Source organism: Burkholderia lata (assembly GCF_902499025.1).
Lineage (GTDB): Bacteria > Pseudomonadota > Gammaproteobacteria > Burkholderiales > Burkholderiaceae > Burkholderia > Burkholderia lata_C.
This window is the reverse complement of sequence record NZ_CABVPW010000011.1, coordinates 132,668-154,771: the sequence shown is the minus strand read 5'-3', so window position 1 is coordinate 154,771 and position 22,104 is coordinate 132,668. Positions and strand designations below refer to the sequence as shown.

Genomic DNA, 22,104 nt, shown 5'->3' with positions numbered 1-22,104 from the left:
CCATTGATGGCGGGAAGGAACGGAGTGCCGTTGACAGGCGGCAATCCAACGTTAGAGTGACCGGTATGATTCTTGTCTACCGCTACCGGGTGAAATCGCTTAACGGACTGCTTAACAAGCAGAGCCGTGCGGTGAACTACGTCTGGAACTTCTGCAATGACACGCAAAAGCACGCGCTCAAGTGGCGCAAGAAGTGGCCGACGGGTTTCGACCTGAACGTGCTGACGACCGGTAGCAGCAAGGAGCTCGGTATCCACTCGGGCACCGTCAACGCAACGTGCGAGCAATTCGCGAAGTCGCGCAACCAATACCGTCGGCCTTTCCTGCGTTATCGCGGCAAGAAATCGCTTGGCTGGGTGCCTCTGAAGGGCCGCGACCTGAAGCGTGAGGGTGACGCGTTTCGCTTTGCCGGCAATACCTTTCGCGTGTTCAACAGTCGCCCGCTTCCCGACGGCAAGATCAAGGACGGAACCAATTTCGCACAGGACGCGCGCGGCAACTGGTTCCTGAATATCGCGATCGAAATGCCCGATGTCCGGGCGCGCCCGATCGGTGCCGGCGTGGGTATCGATCTCGGCCTGAAAGATTTCGCCACACTTTCGACCGGCGAAAAGCTGCCCAACGACCGGTTTGGTCAGCGTGCGGCCGAAAAGCTGGCGAAAGCCCAACGCGCGCGAAAGCACAAGCGGCATATCGCGAAGCTGCACGCCAAAGTTGTGAATGCCCGGGCTGATTTCCAGCACAAGCTCGCGCTCGATCTGATTAGACGCTTCGACTACATCGCGGTCGGCAACGTGTCGGCTGCCACGCTCGCCAGAACCAGGATGGCGAAGAGCGTCTACGACGCAGCCTGGTCGTCCTTCCGAAACAAGCTCCGCTACAAGGCGATCGCGCACGGAGCCACGTTCGAGGAAGTCGACGAAAGCGGTTCTACCCAGTCCTGTTCGGCGTGCGGGTCGAAAGACAGCACAACGCGGCCGAAAGGTATCGCGGGACTGCGAATAAGAGAGTGGGCATGCGGTGACTGTGGTGTCGTACATGATCGTGATACCAACGCTGCTTTGAACATTCTCCGATGCGGACGTGCATCGCCAGGTGTGGGAATCTCCCGCCGTTAGTTGGGGGAGGACGTCAAGCAGTTTTCCTCGCATTGAGACGGACAAACAAGTCGCGCACCAGCGCACGCAACCCCGGTGTCATCGTGAGCGACCACGCAACATTCAACAGCAGCACAGCCGCGCACATGCCGATCGACTCGACGAGCCCCGGCCACGCTTGCGCCAGAAACAGGCTCGCCAGCAGGAACGCGAGGTGCGCGAGCATGTCGAGCACGATCGCGCGCATCCGGATCGCCGACAGGTACAGCAGCACGCCGTAGTCGACGAACGCGCGCACCGCGACGACCACCGCCGCGCCGATCAGCCCGAAGTGATGAATGCCGAACCACAGGCCGCCGACGAAGAACGGCATCTCGACGAGCCCGGCAAACGCCGCGCGGGCCGGGTTGACCTGCGACTGGATCAGGATCCGCGTGACGCTCGCCTGGCCGACGAGCCACACGCTGATCACCAGCACGCGGCCGACCGGCGCCGAATGGGCGGCGAGATCGGCGCCGACCCACAGCGTGAGGAACGGTGCGAGCGCGAAGATCGCGACGATGCCGACCGGCGTGAACACGCCGTTGAGGAATTCGAGCGACTGGCGCGCGAGCGTGTCCGCATGATCGCGGCCCACTGCCGACAGGCGCGGGAACAGCGTGCGCACGAGCGCGTTCGGCAGCATGTTCAGGCGCGTGACGAGGTTCTGCGGCACCGTGTAGTAGGTGACGAACTTCGCGCCCATGCCGGCGCCGAGCATCACGCGGTCGAGCGTGTCGGCGATCATGCTCGTCGTGCTCGCGATCAGCATCCAGCCGCCGAAGTTGAACAGCCCTTTCGCGGTGCCCCACTGCGGCGGATCGATGCGCCGGATCCCGAGCACCTTGATGCTGGCGTGGCCGAGCATCACCGCCGCGACCAGGCGCGCGACGACCGCCGCGGCGAGCACCGTCTGCAGGTTCGGCGCGATCCACCATGCGGCGCCGAGCGGCAGCAGCTGGAACAGGAACGTGCCGATCGTCTGGTTCGTGTTGAACACGCCGAAGCGTTCGGCGCCGTTGATCGCGCCCGCGAACACCCACGACACGTTCGCCAGCGGAATCGCGAGCGCGAGCCACGGCAGCGCGAGATACACCTCGTGCTGCATCGCCGCCGACACCTTCGTGAAGTACGCGGTGTAGATGAACGCGCCGAAATAGATCAGCAGCCCGCCCACGATGCCGGTGCCGAGATTCAGCCAGAACGCGCTCCAGAACACGCGCGCGCTTTCGTCGGCGTTGCCGCTCGCGAGCGCCTTCGAGATGTGGTTCTGCGCGGCCATGCTCATCCCGAGATCGAGGATCCCGAAATAGCCGATCAACGTCCACACGAGGCTGACGACGCCGTAGCGTTCGACGCCGAGCGCGTGAATATAGGCGGGCACCGTCACCAGCGACACGAAGGTCGGCAGGATCAGCCCGATGAAGTTGATCGAAACGTTCTTGAGTATGCCTTTGTCCATGCTTCTGCCTTGTGTGACGCTGCCCGTCACGGTTTCCAGCGATACATCAGCACCTTGCCGCGCGCGTCTTCCTCGACGAACACGAGGTACTCGCCGTTCTCGCGCCGGAACGCGCTGATGCCGAAGGGCACGTCGACCCAGCCGGATGCCTTGCCGACTTCGGCGCCCGGGCTCATCACGCCCACTTCCTTGCCGGTTTCCTTGTCGTACACGTGGATCTTGCCGACCGGCTCCACCCCGAACAGGTAGCGGCCCTCGGCCGTGAGCCCGATCAGGTCGAAGATCGGCTTCGCGTCGAGCTGCCACGGCAGCGCGACCTGGTAGCGCACGACCGGCGAGCCCGTCGACCACTTGTCGAAGCGGATCAGCACGCGACCCACTTCCTTGTTGATGCCCGGCGCCGGCGGTGCGTCGGCCGTGTAACCGGTCACGTACAGCGTGTCCGTCTGTGCGTCGTAGATCGAGCGGCGCAGTTGCGTGAACGGCTGCGGCATCGGGTAGGTCGTGACCTTGTCGTATAAGTAGACCGGGTTGCCGGCCTTGTCGACGCCGCCATAGCGGAAGCGGTGGATGCCGCGCACGTCGCTGGTGCGCCAGATGTCGCCCTTCGTGTCGACCCACCAGCCCCAGCCGCCCGCCTTCGCCTTGCCCGTCGTGTTGATCTCGAACTCGTCGGCATCCAGCCGGCCGTTGCCGTTCGCGTCGCGCCACAGCCAGTCGCCGCCCGGCGGCTTGTTCGGCACGTTGTCGACCGGCCGTGCGCGGCCCGCGATCAGGCCGGACGGGATCGCGACTTCGCCGTCGCGCTTCGCGTCGAAGCGGTAGATCTTCAGGTGATCGGCGTACATGTCGGTCAGGTACAGGAACGTGCGGCCGTCGACACGACGCGCGATCGGCATGCCGGGCCACTGGTCCGTATGGAACACGGGGTCGTCCGGATACTTGAAGCGGTTCGACAGGAAGCCGGCGTATTTCCAGTCCTGGCCCGGCGGTTTCGACAGGTCGAGCTCGAAGCGCTTGTTGCCCGTGTACACGCTGTTCGGCCGCGCCGGGTCGAGCCACGCGCCGTCGACGAACAGCAGCCCCTGCACCTGCCAGCGCTGCTTGCCGTCCGGCGTGTAGCTTTCGAGCACCGCGCCGAGCCCTGCGCCGATCGTGTCGTGGCGCGGCCCGATGCCGTTCATCGACACATAGATGTTGCCCGCGCGGTCGACGCCGACGCCCGTCAGCCCGTTGAAACGCTGCTGCCCCGGCCGGCCCGGCACCGGGCCCGCGAAGATGCCGCCGCGCTCGCCGAGCGTGCCCGATTGCGCATAGCCCTTGCCGCCTTTCGAGAAGATCAGGATCTGCTGGCGCGGCCCGTTGTCCGCGACGAGCACGCGCCCTTTCGGGTCGACCGCCACGTCCACCGCGTCGGTGCCTTCGGGCAGCGCGGGCGCGTCGTCGAGCTTGCGGCCGTCCGCGCGCACGTGCACCAGGTGCGCGGGCCCGTTGATCGTGTCCGTGAGCAACCACAGCGTGCCGTCGCCCGCGAGCGCGATGCGGCCCGGCTCGTGCGCGCTCCACGTGCCCTTCTGCTGCATCGTCTCCGCGTCGTACACGTCCACCGCGTCACGCGACGGATTCGTCGCGAACAGCGTCTTGTCGTCGGCCGCGAGGCCGCCGACTTCCGCCTTCTGCTCGCCCACTTCCGAGCGCGCAGGCGCCGCCACCTCGTTCATCATCATGAAGCTCGCGGCCATCCGTGCGCGGCCGGTGTCCGCGCGGCCGCCCGGCGCGACCTGCGGCGCCGCGCGGAACGGCGCGGGCTGCTTCAGGTCGCCGATCGTGCGGCGCGAGATGCCGAACCACTGCTTGCCCTTGTCCGGCCAGATGCCGGGCGACTGCAGGTGGCCGCGCTCGTTGCCGACACCGATCGCGACGTACGCGTACTTGCTGTTCACGGCGATCGCGCTGCCGCCGAGGTTGCCCCAGCCGTGCGTGCCGCCGGCGAAGCCGAGCATCTTCCCGTCCTGGTAGACGCTCGCCTCGGCCCCGCTCTCGTCCCACGGCGCATTCGTATACACCTTGCCTTCAGGCGTCACCGCGATCGCGCGAATGTCGATCTGCGTCCAGCTGCCGTCGCCATAGCCGAACGTATTGCCGATCCACGACGTGGTCGCGGGCAACACCGTTTCGGCCGGTGCGGCGCTCGTCAGCAGCGTCGCGCATACCGTCATGCCTACCAGAATCAGACGTCGCAATGCGCTTCTCCAGACTTGATGCAACAGCGACCGGGCCGTCGAAAGGACGGCCGCCGGCGCACCCTGTCGCCAAATGGGTTTCAAACGTCGCGATGCAGGTTACAAGCAAAAATAATCACAAGAAATTTGGAAATATTTGGGGATGTTTCCGCCTGAAATATCGAACCTGAACAGGTTCGAAAAGGCACGCGAAAGCGGCAATAACGACCGCCTTTCGCTTCCCGGCCTGTAGAAAATGCCGCTTCGCGCCGCCTGCCGGGGCTGTCCGGGCGGCAACCTTTCATTCCTCGACCGGAATAATCGGCATTTGAATGTTTTCCATCAGATAAATGACGCGCGTTTTTTTGCCGATTTCTTTTCCCTAGAATCGATTTCGATTCGATATTTCATTTAATGGCATGCATTACGTTCACGTTTACGCATCGGATGTGCGACTCGCCCCGGCTCACGCTGCGCGTCGCGAAGGAGCGGCGCGATGACGGGCATCTCGCGACCCGCGGACCTCACCCCGCCGCACCACGGCCGCATCGTGCAGCTCGACGGGCTGCGCGCAATCGCGGTGGGCGCCGTGTTCCTGCAGCACGCGCTGAAAGCGCCGCTCTGGATGGGCGTCGACCTGTTCTTCGTGCTGAGCGGGCTGCTGATCACCGGCATCCTGCTCGATCGCAAGGCGCGCGGGCAGTCGTACTTCAGCCACTTCTACGCACGCCGCGTGCGCCGCATCCTGCCGCCGTACGTGCTGCTGCTCGTGGTGTCGACGATCCTGTTCGGCGCGAGCTGGCTGCCGCACTGGCCGTGGTTCGCGTTCTTCTCGACCAACATCGGGCTGTCGCTCGGCAGCATCGGCCATGACAGCCTGAACGTGCTGTGGTCGCTCGCGGTCGAGGAGCAGTTCTATATCTTCTGGCCATTCGTCGTGCTGTGGTGCTCTGAACGCGCGCTGCTGTGGGTCGCCGCCGCGCTGATCGTCGCGGCCCCCGTGCTGCGTGCGATCGCGACGCCGTGGTTCGACTCGTTCTGGCCGATCTACTACCTGACGCCGTTCCGGATGGACCTGCTCGCCGCGGGCGCGCTGCTCGCGATCGTGCTGCGCCGGGACCGGCGCGCGCTGGAGCCGTTCTATCCGCTCGCGATCGTCGGCGCACTCGTGTCGCTCGCGATCCTCGGCTGGCTGCACCTGTCGTTCCCGCGCTTTCGCGCCGCGAACACGCCGCTGTCGAATGCGGCGCTCTACAGCATCTCGCTGCTGCTGTGCACGTCGATCGTCGTGATCGCGCTGCGCGGTCGCGGCATCGTGCAGCGCGTGCTGACGAACCCGATGCTCGTCTACGTGGGCACCGTCAGCTACACCGTGTACCTGATCCACCTCAGCGTGCTGTACGCGCTGTGGCCGCTGCACCTGAACCGCTTCGTCACGGCCGCGCTGGCGCTTGCGATCACGCTCGCGTACGCGACCCTGAGCTGGTACGGCTTCGAACGGCGCCTGACGCGCGGCCCCGCACGCCGCGCGCTGCCGGCCGCCGCCGGCACGACCGCCTGAATTTCACCATCCATCGTTTCTACCAGGACAACGTCATGAGCCAAACTCGCAAGAAGGCCATCATTACCGGGATCTCGGGGCAAGACGGCGCCTACCTGACCAAGCTGCTGCTCGACAAGGGCTACGAGGTCACCGGCACCTACCGCCGCACCAGCTCGGTGAATTTCTGGCGCATCGCCGAGCTCGGCGTCAACACGCACCCGAACCTCACGCTCGTCGAGCACGACCTGACCGACGCCGGCTCGAGCCTGCGCCTGCTCGAACGCACGCAGCCCGACGAGCTGTACAACCTCGCCGCGCAGAGCTTCGTCGGCGTGTCGTTCGACCAGCCGGCGACGACCGCCGAAGTGACGGGCCTGGGTCCGTTGAACCTGCTCGAGGCGATCCGCGTCGTGAGCCCGAAGACGCGCTTCTACCAGGCGTCGACGTCCGAGATGTTCGGCAAGGTGCAATCGATTCCGCAGACGGAAGCGACCTCGTTCTATCCGCGCAGCCCGTACGGCGTCGCGAAGCTGTACGCGCACTGGATGACGGTGAACTACCGCGAGTCGTACGGCCTGTTCGGCAGCAGCGGCATCCTGTTCAACCATGAATCGCCGCTGCGCGGCCGCGAGTTCGTCACGCGCAAGATCACCGACACCGTCGCGAAGATCAAGCTCGGCAAGGCAACCCGCCTCGAGCTCGGCAACCTCGACGCGAAGCGCGACTGGGGCTTCGCGCTCGAGTACGTCGAAGGCATGTGGCGCATGCTGCAGGCCGACGAGCCCGACACCTACGTGCTCGCGACCAACCGCACGGAGACCGTGCGCGATTTCGTGCGGATGGCGTTCGCGGCCGCGGGCTACCAGATCGAATGGACCGGCAAGGGCGAGCAGGAACGCGGCCTCGACGCGTCGAACGGCAACGTGCTCGTGGAGGTGAATCCGAAGTTCTACCGCCCTGCCGAGGTCGACCTGCTGATCGGCTGTGCCGACAAGGCGAAAAGCCAGCTCGGCTGGGAACCGAAGACGACGCTCGAACAACTTTGCCAGATGATGGTCGAAGCTGATTTGACGCGGAATCAACACCATGACACGTTCTGAAGCCGGACGCCCGTCGCGCCGTGCGTTCGTCACGGGCCTGACCGGTTTCACGGGCCGCTACATGGCCGAGCGCCTGCAGGCGGCCGGCTATGAGGTCTGGGGGACGGTCGCGCCCGGCACGGCACGACCCGACGATCCGGCCTTCGCGCACTGCACGCTGCTGCCCGTCGACCTGCTCGACGCGGAGGCAATGCGTGCGGCGGCTGCCGACGCTCGCCCCGATGCGGTCATGCATCTCGCCGCGCGCGCGCACGTCGCGCAGGACGAGCCGTCGCAGACTTACGCGGTCAACATCGTCGGCACGCGCAACCTGCTGGCCGCGCTCGCGGGCCTCGACCGCCGCCCGTCGGCCGTGCTGCTCGCCAGCAGCGCGAACGTCTACGGCAATTCGACGGCCGGCGTGCTCGACGAAACCGTCGCCCCTGCCCCGGCGAACGACTACGCGGTCAGCAAGCTCGCAATGGAATACGCGGCCAAGCTGTGGGCCGACCGGCTGCCGATCGTGATCGCGCGGCCGTTCAACTACACGGGTGTCGGCCAGAGCGATGCGTACCTGCTGCCGAAGCTCGTCGCGCACTACGCGCGCAACGAACCGCGGATCTCGCTCGGCTGCCTCGACGTGAGCCGCGATTTCTCCGACGTGCGCGACGTGACGGCCGCGTACCTGAAGCTGGTCGAAGCCGCGCCGGCGGGCGAGACGTTCAACGTCTGCTCGGAGCGCGCGTATTCGCTGAAGGAAGTGCTGGCGATGCTGTCGCGCATCGCCGGTTACGTGATCGACGTGACGATCGATCCGCGTTTCATGCGGCACAACGAGGTGAAGAGCCTGAGCGGGTCGCGCGACAAGCTGCGGCGCGCGGTGGGCGAGCTGCCCGTCACGCCGCTCGACGAAACGCTGCGATGGATGGTGGATGCGATGCGCGACTCGCCGCACGGGCACGCCGCCTGATTCCGGCGGCGCACGTTCCTCGCCAGCCTGAAAAGAAAACGGGCCGCTCCTTCGAGCGGCCCGTTTTCATGTCGACCTTGAAACCTGAAACCGGTCGCCGCGCTCAGCCTTCGAGGCCGCGCGCGAGGTCGTTGCGGATGTCGCCCGCGTCTTCGAGGCCGACCGACAACCGGATCAGCCCTTCGCTGATCCCTGCTGCCGCCCGCGCTTCCGGCGTGATGCGGCCGTGCGTGGTCGTCGCCGGATGGGTAATGGTCGACCGCGTGTCACCGAGGTTGCCGGTGATCGAGATCAGCTTCGTGCTGTCGATCACGCGCCACGCATTCGCGCGCTGCTGCTCGGGCGTGTCGCCCTTCAGCTCGAACGACAGGATCGACCCGCCCGCCTTTTGCTGACGCTTCGCGAGTTCGTGCTGCGGGTGCGATTCGAGGCCCGGATGAAACACGCGTGCGACGGCCGGATGCGAATCGAGCCAGCGCGCGATCTCCAGAGCGTTCGCCGATTGCTTCTCGACGCGCAGCGACAGCGTCTCCATCCCCTTCAGCAACACCCACGCGTTGAACGCCGACAGCGTCGGACCCGCGCTGCGCACGAACGGGAACACCTTGCCCATGATGAATTCCTTCGAGCCGACCAGCGCGCCGCCGAGCACGCGGCCCTGGCCGTCGAGGAACTTGGTGGCCGAGTGCATCACGACATCCGCGCCGAGCTTCAGCGGCTGCTGCAGCACCGGGCTGCAGAAACAGTTGTCGACGACGAACAGCGCATTCGATGCCTTCGCGATCTTGCCGATCGCCTCGATGTCGGCGAGTTCGGTCAGCGGGTTCGACGGCGTCTCGAGGAAGAACATCTTCGTTTCCGGACGCACGGCGTCCTTCCATGCGTTCAGGTCGGTCGGGTCGACGAAGGTCGTCGTGATCCCGAACTTGCTGAAGATCTGCGAGAACATCCCGAGTGTCGAGCCGAACAGGCTGCGCGAGCTGACGAGGTGGTCGCCGGCCTGCAGCGCTGCCATCACGACCGACATGATCGCGGCCATCCCCGACGCGGTGGCGATGCATGCCTCGCCGCCCTCGAGCGCCGCGAGACGCTCCTGGAACATGGTGACGGTCGGGTTCGTGAAGCGCGAATAGGTGAAGTAGTCTTCCGAATTCGCGAAGCGCTCGGCTGCGTCGGCCGCGCTCTGGAAGCAGAAGCTCGACGTGAGGAACAGCGCTTCCGAGTGCTCGTTGAAGTCGCTGCGCAGCGTGCCCGCGCGCACGGCAAGCGTGTCGAAGTTGAGGGAGTCGTCCATGTTCCGTTTTCCGTATTCGATGGCCGCGCGGGTGGCGCGAACCCAGTCAAAACCAGGCCAAAAACAAAAAGCCCGCTATGCGTCGGCATCAGCGGGCTTCGGTGCGGTACGACAGCGATCGACTCGGGCCGGTTGCCACCGGCCTTCGCTTTAGCTGTTTTGGGAAGTCGCCCCGCGTCCGCAAGCTGATATCAAATCGACGCAAGGCCACATCCTATCACGCCTCGTCAAAAGCGTGCGCCGGTGTCACTCGACCGACAACTGCAGGTTCATCTGCGAGCGTTCGGTGTCGCCGGCCGTGTCGCGATCGGCCTGCGATGCCGGCGTGAGGCGCGCACGCTCGATCGCATCGAGATACTCGGGCGTCACGTCGCCGGTGATGTAGTTGCCGTCGAAGCACGACGCCTCGAAGCGTTCGAGCTTCGGGTTGATGTCGCGCACCGCGCGGCGCAGGTCGTCGACGTCCTGGTAGATCAGGTGGTCGGCGCCGATGATCTTCGCGACGTCTTCGTCGGTGCGACCATGCGCGACGAGTTCGCCGCGCGTCGGCATGTCGATGCCGTACACGTTCGGGAACTTCACGGGCGGCGCCGCCGACGCGAAGATCACCGACTTCGCGCCCGCATCGCGCGCCATCTGCACGATTTCATGCGAAGTGGTGCCGCGCACGATCGAATCGTCGACGATCAGCACGTTCTTGTCCTTGAACTCGATGCTCATCGCATTGAGCTTCTGGCGCACCGACTTCTTGCGCACGGCCTGGCCCGGCATGATGAAGGTACGGCCGACGTAGCGGTTCTTGAAGAAGCCTTCGCGGTACTCGACGCCGAGCTTCGCGGCGACCTGCATCGCAGCCGGGCGCGACGAATCGGGAATCGGCATCACGACGTCGATCGGCACGTTCGGCAGCTCGCGCTTGATCTTCTCGGCCAGATAGTCGCCCATGCGCAGACGCACGTTGTAGACCGGCACGCCGTCGAGGCAAGAATCCGGACGCGCGAGGTACACGTATTCGAACATGCACGGGTTCAGCGTCGGCTGCTCCGCGCACTGCTGGCTGTGGAAGTTGCCGGCCGGGTCGATGAAGATCGCTTCGCCCGGCTGCACGTCGCGGACGAATTCGAAACCGATGCCTTCGACGGCCACCGACTCCGATGCAACCATCCACTCGGTGCCGTGCTCGGTTTCGAGCTTGCCGATGCACAGCGGGCGAATGCCGAACGGATCGCGGAACGCGAGCAGGCCGTAGCCGGCGATCAGCGACACGATCGCGTACGAGCCCTGCAGGCGGCGATGCACGCCCGCGACAGCCTTGAACACCGACGCCGGATCGAGCTCGAGGCCCGTGGTCGACAGTTGCAGCTCGTGCGCGAACACGTTGAGCAGCACTTCGCTGTCGGAATTGGTGTTGAGGTGCCGGCGGTCGATCCGGAACATCTCGTCCTTCAGTTGCTGCCAGTTCGTCAGGTTGCCGTTGTGCGCGAGGATGATCCCGAACGGCGCGTTCACGTAGAACGGTTGCGCCTCGGCTTCGCTCGACGCCGAGCCGGCGGTCGGGTAACGCACCTGGCCGATGCCGTAGGTGCCAGGCAGGCTGCGCATGTTGCGCGTGCGGAACACGTCGCGCACCATGCCGTTCGCCTTGTACATGTGGAAATTGCTGCCGTCCGCCGTCGCGATGCCCGCCGCGTCCTGACCGCGATGCTGCAGCAGCAGCAGGCTGTCATAGATCAGCTGATTGACCGGGGATTGGGAGATAACGCCTACGATGCCGCACATGGCATGTCCTTCAGAATGACAAAATCGGTTCCGTCCTGCCCGGCCGCGTCGTCACACGCGTACGTACTGGGCCATGCCGTCGGGCAGGAGCTGCTTGAGCTCATGCACGCCCTGCTCGGCGAAAGGACGCAATAGCGCATTGCGCCAGAAATCCTGTTTGGGCAGCTCGGTCAGCCCGGCCGCCGCGACCAGCAGCACTACCAGCACGCAGCCGCGGACGAGCCCGAACATCATGCCCAGCGAGCGGTCGACGCCGCCCAGGCCACTCGCCTGGGCGATCCGCGACAGCAGCGCGTTCGCGACACCGGCGACCAGCACCACGCCGATCACGAGCAACGCGAAGGCGATCACCCACTGCGTCAGCGCACCGCCCGGCCAGTTCGCCGGGATATACGGCACGACCAGTCCGACGTAGCGGCCCGCGATCACGATCGCCGCAATCCAGCCGATCAGCCCGAAAATCTCGGACACGAAGCCGCGCCACGCACCGCGCAGCGCCGACAACACGATCACCGCCAATACAGCGTAGTCGAAAGCCGTCAGCATCGTGCGTTACTGCGTCAGACCGGCTTCGCGCACCTTCGCGATCGCGGCGGAAGCCGCCGATCGATCCGCGAACGGGCCGGCACGCAACAGTGTAGCCGTGCTGCCGTCCGCCTGCTTGCGATGCTCGACATATGCGGGCACACCCGCCGATTTCAATTTGGTGGCCCACGAACGGGCCGTCGCGTCGTCCTTGAACGAACCGAGCTGCACCGCGAAGCGCGCACCGGCCGGCGACGACGGCGACGAAGCGTCGCTGCTGTCCGGGCTCGCGGCGTCGGTATTCGCGACGGCGGCGGGCGCGGGTGCAGGCTTCGGCGCAGCCGGCTTCGCCACGGGGGCGGCCGGTTTCGGCGCGGGCTTCGGCGGCGTCACGCTCGCCGTGGTCGCGGTATCGGGTTTCGCGGCCGGCTTGTCGGCATCCTTCGGCGCGGGCGCCGGTGCAGCCGCAACGGCCACATCGGATGCCGGCGGTTCGTCGTGCGCGACGCCGGCCTGCACGTCGGATGCATCGTCGTCACGCGGTGCGACCGCCTGGTGCGCGGGCCGGTTCGGAATGTCGATTGCGATGTCGTCCGTTACCGGCTTCGGGTGCGAGTCGAGCACCATCGGCAGCACGATCACGGCGGCAACGACGAGCGCGATTGCGCCGACGAGGCGACGTCGCGCGCGTTGCTTTTCTGGAAGGGTCGGATCGAGGAGCAGTGCGTCCGATTCCGGACGCTCGGTGCGGCGTGAGCGTCGCTCGACGCGTTCAGTGCGCTCCGTGCGCACGTTCCGGGAGGTCCCGGTGCGACCGCCGCGCCGCGGGGGCGCGTCGTCGTCTTTTTTGCCGAACGAGAAAATTCCCATGAATGGCTGAGTCCGAAACTGCCCGTCAGTCAGTGTTGCTGCGATTTACGGTAGGCCAGCACGCCGGCAACCGTATGGAAACTGCCGAAAATCACGATTCTATCATTCTCGGATGCTCTTTTTAGTGCATCGCGAAACGCTTCGGCAGGCGACGTGTAACGCGTGACGCTCGAATCGGGCCCCTCTTCCACGCCAGCCTTGCGCAGCGCGGCTTCAAGCTGCTCCGCGGAGGCCGCGCGCGGCAGCGGCAGGTCGGTCACGCACCAGTGGTCGATCTCGCCCTTCAGGTGCTGCAGCACGCCGTCGATGTCCTTGTCGTGCATCGCGCCGAATACCGCGTACGTGTACGGGAAGAAGCCCATGTTGCCGAGGTTCTGCTCGAGCACGGCCGATGCATGCGGGTTGTGCGCGACGTCGAGCACGATCGCCGGCTTGCCGGGCAGCACCTGGAAGCGCCCCGGCAATTCGACGTTCGCGAGGCCGAGCCGGATGTCTTGCGCGGACACCGGCAGCACCGGGCGCAGCGCTTCGAGCGCGGCGAGCGCAGCCGACGCATTGATCAGCTGATTCGCCCCGCGCAGCGCGGGGTACGCAAGCGCCGGATAGCGCTTCTCGCGGCCGAGGTAGCTCCACTGCTGGCGCTCCGCACCTGCCTGCGCCTCGTAGCGGAAATCGCGGCCGACGAGCCACAGGTCGGCGCCGATCGCTTCGGCGTGGTCGATCAGCGTTTGCGGCGCGGCCGGATCGCCGCAGATCGCCGGCTTGCCGGCACGGAAGATCCCGGCCTTCTCGAACGCGATCTTCTCGCGCGTGTCGCCGAGGTATTCGGTGTGGTCGATGTCGATGCTCGTGACGATCGCGCAATCGGTATCGATGATGTTGACCGCGTCGAGCCGGCCGCCGAGGCCGACTTCGAGGATCACCGCGTCGAGCCCGCGCGACGCGAACAGGTGCATGATCGCGAGCGTCGTGAATTCGAAGTACGTGAGCGACACGGGCTCGGGCAACGACGTGCGCGCCGCTTCGACGGCCTCGAAATGCGGCAGCAGTTCGTCATCGGTGACGTTCTGCCCGTTCACGCGTACGCGCTCGTTGAATTCAAGCAGGTGCGGCGACGTGTGGCAGCCGACCTTGTAGCCGGCGCGCACGAGGATCGTCTCGAGGAACGCGCAGGTCGAGCCCTTGCCGTTCGTGCCGCCGACGGTGATGACGGGGCACGCGAATTCGAGCTGCAGCGCCGCCTTGACCTGCCCGATGCGGGTCAGGCCCATGTCGATGCCGACCGGGTGCGCGCGTTCGAGATGCGAAAGCCACGCGTCGAGAGTGGGAAAAGTGCTCATCGGTTCAAATCTGGATCGGGACCGCCACTACGCCAAAAAACGAAGCGCGCCGCCCGGCGCTGAAGCCAGGCGACGCGCAGTGTTCACAACCTTGCGCCGGTCAGGCCAGCGCGTCGGCCGGCTGTCGCTGCAGCAGCGCGAGCAGTTGCGCGATCTCGTCGCGCAGCTTGCGGCGGTCGACGATCATGTCGATCGCGCCCGTCTTCAGCAGGAATTCGGCGCGCTGGAAGCCTTCCGGCAGCTTCTCGCGAACCGTCTGCTCGATCACGCGCGGGCCGGCGAAGCCGATCAGCGCCTTCGGTTCGGCGATCACGACGTCGCCGAGGAAGGCAAAGCTCGCCGACACGCCACCCATCGTCGGGTCGGTCAGCACCGAGATGAACGGCAGCTTCGCTTCGGCCAGCTTGGTCAGCATCGCGGTGGTTTTCGCCATCTGCATCAGCGACAGCAGGCTTTCCTGCATCCGTGCACCGCCCGAAGCGGTGAAGCAGATGAACGGCACCTGCTGTTCCAGCGCGTTCTGCGCGCCGCGCGTGAAGCGCTCGCCGACCACCGAGCCCATCGAGCCGCCCATGAACGAGAACTCGAAGCAGGCCGCGACCACCGGCAGCGTGTGGATCGCACCGCCCATCACGACCATCGCGTCAGTTTCGCCCGTGTCGTCCATCGCTTCCTTCAGACGATCGGGGTACTTGCGGCTGTCCTTGAACTTCAGCGTGTCGACCGGCACGATTTCCTGGCCGATCTCGTAGCGGCCTTCCGGATCGAGCAGCCCGTCGAGACGCTCACGCGCACCGATGCGCATGTGGTGATCGCACTTCGGGCAGACGTGCAGGTTCGCGTCCACGTCGTTGCGGTACAGCACGGCCTCGCAGGACGGGCACTTGACCCACAGGCCTTCCGGAATGCCCTTGCGGCTCTTCGGGTCGGTCTGCTTGATCTTCGGCGGCAACAGTTTGTCGAGCCAGCTCATCGTATGGTTTCCTGTTCCGTGGCGGGGCGGGCCGTGTGGCCCGTTCCCGCTTCCTGTGTTGTGTTTATCGCGCCGTCTTGCCCGCGCCGTCCAGGGCGGCGCGCAGCTCGGCGATGAAAGTCTTCAGCGCGGCGGCGGCACCCTCCGGCGCAGCGCTTTCGAGCAGCTGCACGAGGCGGCTGCCGATCACGACGGCGTCCGACACTTCGGCCACCGCGCGCGCCGTTTCGGCGTCGCGGATACCGAAGCCGACGCCTACCGGAACCGGCACGCGCGACTTGATGGCCGGGATTTTACCCGCAATGCTCGAAACATCCAGATTTCCTGCGCCGGTCACGCCCTTGAGCGACACGTAATACACGTAGCCGCTCGCGATCTTGCCGACGTCGGCGATGCGCTCGTCGGTCGACGTGGGCGCGAGCAGGAAGATCGGATCGATCTGCACGGCGCGCATTTTCTCGGCGAACACGCCCGCCTCTTCCGGCGGATAGTCGACGACGAGCACGCCGTCGACCCCGGCCGCCTGTGCTTCGGCCGCGAACGTGTCGACGCCCATCCGCTCGATCGGGTTCGCATAACCCATCAGCACGACGGGGGTTTTGGGGTCGGTTTCGCGAAACCGCTTCACGTCGGCGAGCACGCTCTTCAGCGTGACGCCGCGCGCGAGTGCGCGTTCCGACGAGCGCTGGATCACGGGGCCGTCGGCCATCGGATCCGAGAACGGCACGCCGAGTTCGATCACGTCCGCGCCGCCTTCGGCGAGCGCGTGCATGAATTCGACGGTCTTGGCGGGATCGGGGTCGCCGGCCGTGATGAACGGGATCAGGCCCTTACGGCCTTGTTCGGCAAGTGCGGCGAAGGTCTGCTGAATACGATTCATGGCAATTTTCCTTTGTCGACCGGAGTTAGCGCTTTAGCGCTTACTCCGGTCCCATGCAAAGCAGCGATCGGCGACACGGGCGGCGCGATTCACGCGCACGCCGGCGCAGCGAGCGCGTTCACGCGCTCATGCGCGATCGCGCAATAACTTTCGTTGATCTCGTAGCCGACGAAGTCGCGCCCCTGCCGTGCGCAGGCCACCGCGGTCGTGCCGCTGCCCATGAACGGATCGAGCACGCGGCCGCCCGGCGGGCAGCTTGCGAGCACCATCCGCTCGATGATTTCCAGCGGCTTCTGGGTCGGATGATCGACGCGCTCCGCGTGCTGCCGGTGCAGGCGCGAGACCGACCAGACGTCCTTCGGGTTGTAGCCCATCTCCAGCCACTTGCTGCCTTCGAACAGCTTGCGCGAGCGGGCCTTCTTCGTGTCGGCGTCGTACGGGATGCGGACCGGATCGAGATCGAAGTAATACGCCTTGGAAACCGCGAAAAAGCCGATGTTGTCGTGCACCGACGTGAAACGGCGCGTCGTGCCGCCCATGCTCGGCACGCGTCGGTCCCAGATGATCTCGTTGACCATCGTGAGTTGCGTCTTCAGGAAACTGAAGATTTCCGGCGCGTACTGCCACGTGCAGAAGATGTACATCGACCCGCTCGGCTTCAGCTTCGGAATCGCGAGCTCGAGCCACTCGCGCGTCCACGCGAGAAAGTCGTCGCCCGAACGCTTGTCCGAGTCGTTGCCGTAGTCCTTGCCGAGCCCGTACGGCGGATCGGCGACGATCAGGTCGATCGACGCGTCCGGCAGGTGCGCGGCATCGGTCAGGAAATCGCGGTTATGCAGTTCGATACCGGACGGCAGCGCGCGCGGCACGGCAGCGGCGGGCTGAACCGCCCCCGCCTCGCTCGCGGCACCGCCGCCCGGTTCTTCGATCAGGTCACGCATCGGTCGGGGTCAGAGTTCGATGCCCGATCGCTCGGCGACCGTGTGCATGTCCTTGTCGCCGCGGCCCGACAGGTTGACGAGCAGGATCTTGTCCTTCGGCAACGTCGGCGCGAGCTTCACGCCATATGCAATCGCGTGGCTCGACTCGAGCGCGGGAATGATCCCCTCGATCCGGCAGCAGTCGTGGAACGCCTTCAGCGCTTCCTCGTCGGTGATGCCGACGTACTGCGCACGGCCGCTGTCCTTCAGCCATGCGTGCTCGGGGCCGACGCCCGGATAGTCGAGGCCTGCCGACACCGAATGCGTCTCGATGATCTGGCCGTTGTCGTCCTGCAGCAGGTAGGTACGGTTGCCGTGCAGCACGCCCGGGCTGCCGGCGATCAGCGACGCCGCGTGATGGCCCGTGTCGAGGCCGTCGCCGGCGGCTTCGACGCCGATCAGCTGCACCGACGTGTCGTCGATGTACGGATAGAAGATGCCCATCGCGTTCGAACCGCCGCCCACGCAGGCGATCACCGCGTCCGGCTGCCGGCCGGTCATTTCCGGCATCTGCACCTTGCACTCGTCGCCGATCACGCGCTGGAAGTCGCGCACCATCATCGGGTACGGGTGCGGACCCGCGACCGTGCCGATGATGTAGAACGTGTTCTCGATGTTCGTGACCCAGTCGCGCATCGCTTCGTTCAGCGCGTCCTTCAGCGTGCGCGAACCCGATTCGACCGGCACGACCGTCGCGCCGAGCAGCTTCATCCGGTAGACGTTCGCGGCCTGGCGGCGCACGTCTTCCGAACCCATGTAGACCACGCACTCCATCCCGAAGCGCGCGCAGATCGTCGCGGTCGCGACGCCGTGCTGGCCGGCGCCCGTCTCGGCGATCACGCGCTTCTTGCCCATGCGCTTCGCGAGCAGCGCCTGGCCGATCACGTTGTTGATCTTGTGCGCGCCGGTGTGGTTCAGGTCTTCGCGCTTCAGGTAGATCTGCGCGCCGCCGAGCGTCTCGCTCCAGCGTTGCGCGTGGTAGATCGGCGACGGGCGGCCGACGAAATGCTTCAGCTCGCGCTCGAATTCGGCGACGAAATCGGGATCGTTCTGGAATTTTTCATACGCCGCGCGCAGTTCGTCCAGCGCGTGAATCAGCGTCTCGGCGACAAACGTGCCGCCATACGGGCCGAAGTGGCCGCGATCATCAGGAAGGTTGTACATGGTGTCTCTCTCGATCGGTCGGTGCGCCCCGCTTTCGGGGCCGCACCGGCTTGCATCACCGGGCGTCCGCTTCGCGCACCGCGCGTACGAACGCCGCCATCCGGGCGTGATCCTTCACGCCCTTCGCGCCCTCCACTTCGATGCCACTCGAGACATCGACAGCAAACGGGCGCAACTGGCGAATCGCATCACCGACGTTTTGCGCGCTCAAGCCACCACTCAAAACGGCCCGATGCGCGAGCTCTGCGGGAATAAGAGACCAATCGAAGACCTTGCCGCTACCACCGTAATCCGGCACCAGGGTGTCGAACAGGAGGCCGCGCGCTTTCGAATAATGAAGCCCCGATTCTACCAAATCGGCCGATTGCGTCGAGGGGCCGACGCGCACCGCGCGCAGCCACGGCAGGCGTGCCGCGCGCCCGAGCGCGTCGCACTGCTCGGGCGTCTCGTCGCCATGGAACTGCAGCAGCGTGAGTGGCACGTCGCGCACGACGGCCTCGATCTCGGCTTCGGTCGCATTCACGAACAACCCGACCACCGATACGAACGGCGGCGCGAGGCGCGCCAGCTCCGCCGCCTGCGCGATCGTCACCGCGCGCGGGCTCTTCGGGTAGAACACGAGGCCGATCGCATCGGCGCCGAGCGTCGCGGCGTGCAGCACGTCCTCGGGGCGCGACAGCCCGCACAGCTTGATGCGCGTGCGCGGCGGCAGGCCGGCCGCGGCGGGAGTCGAGGAAGACACGGCGTGATCCGTCATGATTGCGGGTCCAGATCGGCCCAGACGCTGCTCCACGGCACACTGCCGAGCTGCGCGGGCGGGACGGCGAATTCCGCCGGGTAGCCGACGTGGGCGAGATACAGCCCGTCGGCCATGAACGTGGGCGCCGCAAGTTTGCGGTCGCGCCCGGCCAGCACGTCGGCGAGCCAGTCGGCCGGATAGCGGCCACGACCGACCGCGACGAGGCAGCCCATCAGGTTGCGCACCATGTGGTGCAGGAACGCGTTGGCGCGGAACCGGAAATGGATGAAGTGGCCCACGCGCCGCACGTCGATCTGGTACAGGTGTTTGACCGGCGTCTTCGACTGGCATTCCGACGACCGGAACGACGAGAAGTCGTGCTCGCCGATCAGGTGCGCGGCGGCGGCGCGCATCGCATCGTCGTCGAGCGGCGTATGGATCCAGCCCGCGCGCCCCGCCAGCATCGGCGAGCGCACGGGATGCACGTACAGCGTGTAGTAATACGTGCGTTCGAACGCCGAGAAACGCGCATGGAACGTCTCCGGCATCGGCTGCGCCCATTGCACCGCCACGGTCGGCGGCAGGAACGCGTTGGTGCCGCGCACCCACGAGAACACCTCGCGATCGAGGTCGGTATCGAAGTGCACGACCTGCCCGAGCCCGTGCACGCCCGTGTCAGTGCGCCCGGCCACCGTCGTATGCAGCGGCACGCGCGCGAACTCGGCCAGCGCGCGCTCGAGGCGATCCTGCACGGTCTTGCCGTGCGGCTGCGCCTGCCAGCCGCAGAACGCCGCGCCGTCGTACTGAATGCCGAGCGCGATCCGCATCACGCCTCGTCCGCCAGTTTCGCGAGCAGCGCGCGCGCATCGTCGCGCGTCGCGGTGTCGTTCGCGTCGACCACTTCCTGCAGCAGCGTCCGCGCGCCGGACAGGTCGCCCAGTTCGACGTACTCGGACGCGAGATCGAGCTTGTTGCGCGCGATGCGGGCGAGCTCGTCCGGCGTCAGTGCCGGCAACGCGGCGCCCGGCGTGGGCGGCAGGTCGAGATCGAAATCGAGCTTCAGCGCGCCGAACTGCGCGCCGCCAAGCGGCGGCAGCGACGACGCCGCGAACGGGCTGCCCGCGTGGCTCGCAGGCGTCGCTGCGTCCGGATCCCAATCGAACTCGTCGTCCTGGTCGGCAGGATGTTCCGGGGCCGGATCGATCGAGCCAATCGGCGGGTGCTGGCCGACTTGACCGTTAGTTGCGATTTTATCGGTATCCGACTGCCCCGCTCGTGCAGCCGGCTCATCCGCCGTCGGCGACGACTCGTCCGGCGTGCGCGGCGGCAGCGGCATGTCGAGGCTGCTGAGCGCGCTGATCGCGTTCTGCATCAGCGCCGCATGCTGCGCGTCGGGTGCCGCGGGTGCGATCGGGGGTTCGGCCGGCTTTTCCGCCGGCTTCTCGGCAGCGACCTGCTCTACCGGCTCGGCATCGTGCTGAATCGGAGCCACCTCGCTCGCGGTCGGCACTATGGCGTCCGCGGCCGGCAATTCGGGCTCCTCGTCATGCGCCTTCGCCACTTCCGGCACCGGCGATGCTTCCGTATCCGGCGTCTCGACCGTCTCCGCCGCTGCGGCAGTCGCCGCTGCAAGGCTCAAGTCGGAAGCCGCATCGCGTGCGACCGGCATCTCGGGCCGGATCGGCAGCTCAGGTTCGACGAACGGCGCGGCTTCGACTTCCGTAGCCGCGGCACCACCCGCTACGGCCGCGGCAGCCGACGTACTCGCACCTGCTCCCGCATCCGTATCGTCCGCGCGCCGGCCTTTCCGGCGCTTGCGCCACGCGAAACCTGCCGCGAGGACGATCACGGCCGCACCGGCCACCGCGGCCGGACGCCAGTCCATCTGCTCGGTACTGCGCGCAGGCGCCGCCACCGGGGCGGCCGGTTGCGCAGGCGCCGACACCGAGGCCGGCTGAACCGCGCTGGCGGCGACGCCGGACGCGGCTTCGCCTGCCGTCGGCGCAGCAGCCGACGCACCCGCATCGTTCGCAGCCGGACGCGGGGCGACCGGTGTCGGCGCCGGATTCGGCGCAACCTCGTTCGTCGTGCCCGGCTTGCCGATGCCGTGCTTCTGCAATTCCATCAGCACACGATTCTTCAGCGCCAGCAGTTGCTGCAGGCTCGACGGCCGCGGCTGCGACGCGCCCGTGACGGGCGCAGCAGCGGCCGGTTCGCTCATGCCCGAAACCTGGCTACCCGGCGCAGGCGGGATCGCGGCGCCGCTCGCGGACGACGGCACCGACTGGATCGTGCCGCTCCACACATGCGGACCGCTTGCACCGGCAACGGGCGCCGCCGGCTGCATGCTTTCGGCCGCCGATGCGCCGTGCGCCGCCGAAGCACCGATCGATGCCGATGCGCCGGCGGCCGTCGCGACACTCGCTCCGCTCACCGGGGCCGCATGCACGGCCGGCGCCACCAGCGCGGCTTGCACGGTCGACCCCGGATGCGGTGCGGACGCACCATGCTGCACGACCGCCGTGCCGCCCGATGCCGCGGCAGGTGCGGACGCGGCCGCCGTACCCGATGCACCGGATGCACCGACCGGCACGAGTGCCGCGCCTGTCGCGTCGAGCGCCGGCACGTTCAGCGTCGCGCCGACTTTCAGGCGACTCGCGTCGTGCTTCATGAACGCCTGCGGATTGGCGTCGAACAGCGCGCGGCCGGCGCGCGCGAGCACACCGGGATCGCGCGACTGCGTGGCCGCTTTCGCGATGTCGTTCAGCGACTGGCCCGGCTGGACCGTCACGGTAAGCGGCGCTGCACCGCCGGCAGCGGACGCCGGCGTTTCGCCGGTGCCGGCCGCCCAGGCCGATGCGGTTGCGCCGAGCGCCAGGATCGCCAGCGCGCCACGCACGGCGCGCGACAGACGGGACTGACGCGGAAACAAGGAAATTCGGGACATCGTTGGCTCTATCGCCGCGCACGGGCGCGGCTCGGATTCGCGGTTGAAAGCGTCAATAAAGTTGCCGCAGAAATGCAAAAGCGTCGCGTGGAACGCGACGCTTTCGGCGGGTCTGTGCGTCGTAACCGCGTAGTTTACTTCACGCGATCGGGTTCGGGCCGAATTCGTCGCCGACGGGTGCAACCGATCGCGTGCGCGTGT

18 protein-coding genes are annotated in these 22,104 nt (G+C 66.6%); 4 read left to right on the top strand and 14 right to left on the bottom strand.

Annotation, left to right across the window (positions count from 1 at the left end; translation table 11 throughout):
* The first annotated feature begins 65 nt into the window (after positions 1 to 65).
* The gene (locus BDI24065_RS13570) at positions 66 to 1,118 is read left to right on the top strand and encodes an RNA-guided endonuclease InsQ/TnpB family protein (RefSeq protein ID WP_175031697.1); all 1,053 of its coding nucleotides are present in this window, start codon (positions 66 to 68) and stop codon (positions 1,116 to 1,118) included.
* A 13-nt stretch (positions 1,119 to 1,131) separates the two neighbouring features.
* On the opposite strand, the gene BDI24065_RS13565 is transcribed toward BDI24065_RS13570, so the two are convergent.
* Positions 1,132 to 2,598: an oligosaccharide flippase family protein gene (locus BDI24065_RS13565; protein ID WP_175031696.1), complete on the bottom strand. Its 1,467-nt coding sequence runs from the start codon at positions 2,596 to 2,598 to the stop codon at positions 1,132 to 1,134.
* Between the two features lie 26 nt (positions 2,599 to 2,624).
* On the bottom strand, positions 2,625 to 4,817 hold the full coding sequence (locus BDI24065_RS13560) for a hypothetical protein (RefSeq protein WP_175031751.1): 2,193 nt from the start codon (positions 4,815 to 4,817) through the stop codon (positions 2,625 to 2,627).
* 499 nt (positions 4,818 to 5,316) lie between these two features.
* On the opposite strand from BDI24065_RS13560, the gene BDI24065_RS13555 reads away from it, so the two are divergent.
* The 3 genes from BDI24065_RS13555 to BDI24065_RS13545 are packed head-to-tail and all read left to right on the top strand — an operon-like array spanning position 5,317 to position 8,412.
* Positions 5,317 to 6,381 carry an acyltransferase family protein gene (locus tag BDI24065_RS13555; RefSeq protein WP_175031695.1) on the top strand — a complete coding sequence of 355 codons (1,065 nt, stop codon included), beginning with the start codon at positions 5,317 to 5,319 and terminating at the stop codon, positions 6,379 to 6,381.
* A gap of 35 nt (positions 6,382 to 6,416) precedes the next feature.
* Positions 6,417 to 7,463, top strand: coding sequence for a GDP-mannose 4,6-dehydratase (gene gmd / locus BDI24065_RS13550; RefSeq protein ID WP_175031694.1), 1,047 nt, complete (start codon positions 6,417 to 6,419; stop codon positions 7,461 to 7,463).
* The gene (locus BDI24065_RS13545) at positions 7,450 to 8,412 is read left to right on the top strand and encodes an NAD-dependent epimerase/dehydratase family protein (RefSeq protein WP_175031693.1); all 963 of its coding nucleotides are present in this window, start codon (positions 7,450 to 7,452) and stop codon (positions 8,410 to 8,412) included. Before gmd ends, BDI24065_RS13545 begins: the two co-directional genes overlap by 14 nt.
* A 103-nt stretch (positions 8,413 to 8,515) precedes the next feature.
* On the opposite strand, the gene BDI24065_RS13540 is transcribed toward BDI24065_RS13545, so the two are convergent.
* From BDI24065_RS13540 to BDI24065_RS13485, 12 genes are all read right to left on the bottom strand, one after another.
* Positions 8,516 to 9,706: an O-succinylhomoserine sulfhydrylase gene (locus tag BDI24065_RS13540; protein WP_175031692.1), complete on the bottom strand. Its 1,191-nt coding sequence runs from the start codon at positions 9,704 to 9,706 to the stop codon at positions 8,516 to 8,518.
* Positions 9,707 to 9,952: 246 nt separating this feature from the next.
* Positions 9,953 to 11,485, bottom strand: a complete 1,533-nt coding sequence (purF, locus tag BDI24065_RS13535; protein ID WP_175031691.1) for an amidophosphoribosyltransferase — start codon at positions 11,483 to 11,485, stop codon at positions 9,953 to 9,955.
* Positions 11,486 to 11,536: 51 nt separating this feature from the next.
* The gene (locus tag BDI24065_RS13530; protein ID WP_027782633.1) at positions 11,537 to 12,031 is read right to left on the bottom strand and encodes a CvpA family protein; all 495 of its coding nucleotides are present in this window, start codon (positions 12,029 to 12,031) and stop codon (positions 11,537 to 11,539) included.
* 6 nt (positions 12,032 to 12,037) lie between these two features.
* Positions 12,038 to 12,880, bottom strand: a complete 843-nt coding sequence (locus BDI24065_RS13525; RefSeq protein ID WP_175031690.1) for an SPOR domain-containing protein — start codon at positions 12,878 to 12,880, stop codon at positions 12,038 to 12,040.
* A gap of 29 nt (positions 12,881 to 12,909) precedes the next feature.
* Entirely contained in the window at positions 12,910 to 14,220 is a 1,311-nt protein-coding gene (gene folC, locus BDI24065_RS13520; protein WP_175031689.1) for a bifunctional tetrahydrofolate synthase/dihydrofolate synthase, read from the bottom strand.
* Positions 14,221 to 14,320: 100 nt separating this feature from the next.
* Positions 14,321 to 15,193 (bottom strand): acetyl-CoA carboxylase, carboxyltransferase subunit beta, encoded by an 873-nt coding sequence (gene accD, locus BDI24065_RS13515; protein WP_174949236.1) that lies wholly within the window; start codon positions 15,191 to 15,193, stop codon positions 14,321 to 14,323.
* A 64-nt stretch (positions 15,194 to 15,257) separates the two neighbouring features.
* Complete coding sequence (gene trpA, locus BDI24065_RS13510; RefSeq protein ID WP_175031688.1) at positions 15,258 to 16,073, bottom strand: tryptophan synthase subunit alpha; 816 nt, start codon at positions 16,071 to 16,073, stop codon at positions 15,258 to 15,260.
* Between the two features lie 89 nt (positions 16,074 to 16,162).
* Complete coding sequence (locus BDI24065_RS13505) at positions 16,163 to 17,014, bottom strand: DNA-methyltransferase (RefSeq protein WP_175031687.1); 852 nt, start codon at positions 17,012 to 17,014, stop codon at positions 16,163 to 16,165.
* A 9-nt stretch (positions 17,015 to 17,023) separates the two neighbouring features.
* The gene (gene trpB, locus BDI24065_RS13500; protein WP_011355719.1) at positions 17,024 to 18,217 is read right to left on the bottom strand and encodes a tryptophan synthase subunit beta; all 1,194 of its coding nucleotides are present in this window, start codon (positions 18,215 to 18,217) and stop codon (positions 17,024 to 17,026) included.
* Between the two features lie 55 nt (positions 18,218 to 18,272).
* Positions 18,273 to 18,974, bottom strand: coding sequence for a phosphoribosylanthranilate isomerase (locus tag BDI24065_RS13495; protein WP_175031686.1), 702 nt, complete (start codon positions 18,972 to 18,974; stop codon positions 18,273 to 18,275).
* The gene (gene truA, locus BDI24065_RS13490) at positions 18,971 to 19,783 is read right to left on the bottom strand and encodes a tRNA pseudouridine(38-40) synthase TruA (protein ID WP_175031685.1); all 813 of its coding nucleotides are present in this window, start codon (positions 19,781 to 19,783) and stop codon (positions 18,971 to 18,973) included. Before truA ends, BDI24065_RS13495 begins: the two co-directional genes overlap by 4 nt.
* Positions 19,783 to 21,903, bottom strand: coding sequence for a FimV/HubP family polar landmark protein (locus BDI24065_RS13485; RefSeq protein ID WP_175031684.1), 2,121 nt, complete (start codon positions 21,901 to 21,903; stop codon positions 19,783 to 19,785). Before BDI24065_RS13485 ends, truA begins: the two co-directional genes overlap by 1 nt.
* Positions 21,904 to 22,104 lie beyond the last annotated feature (201 nt).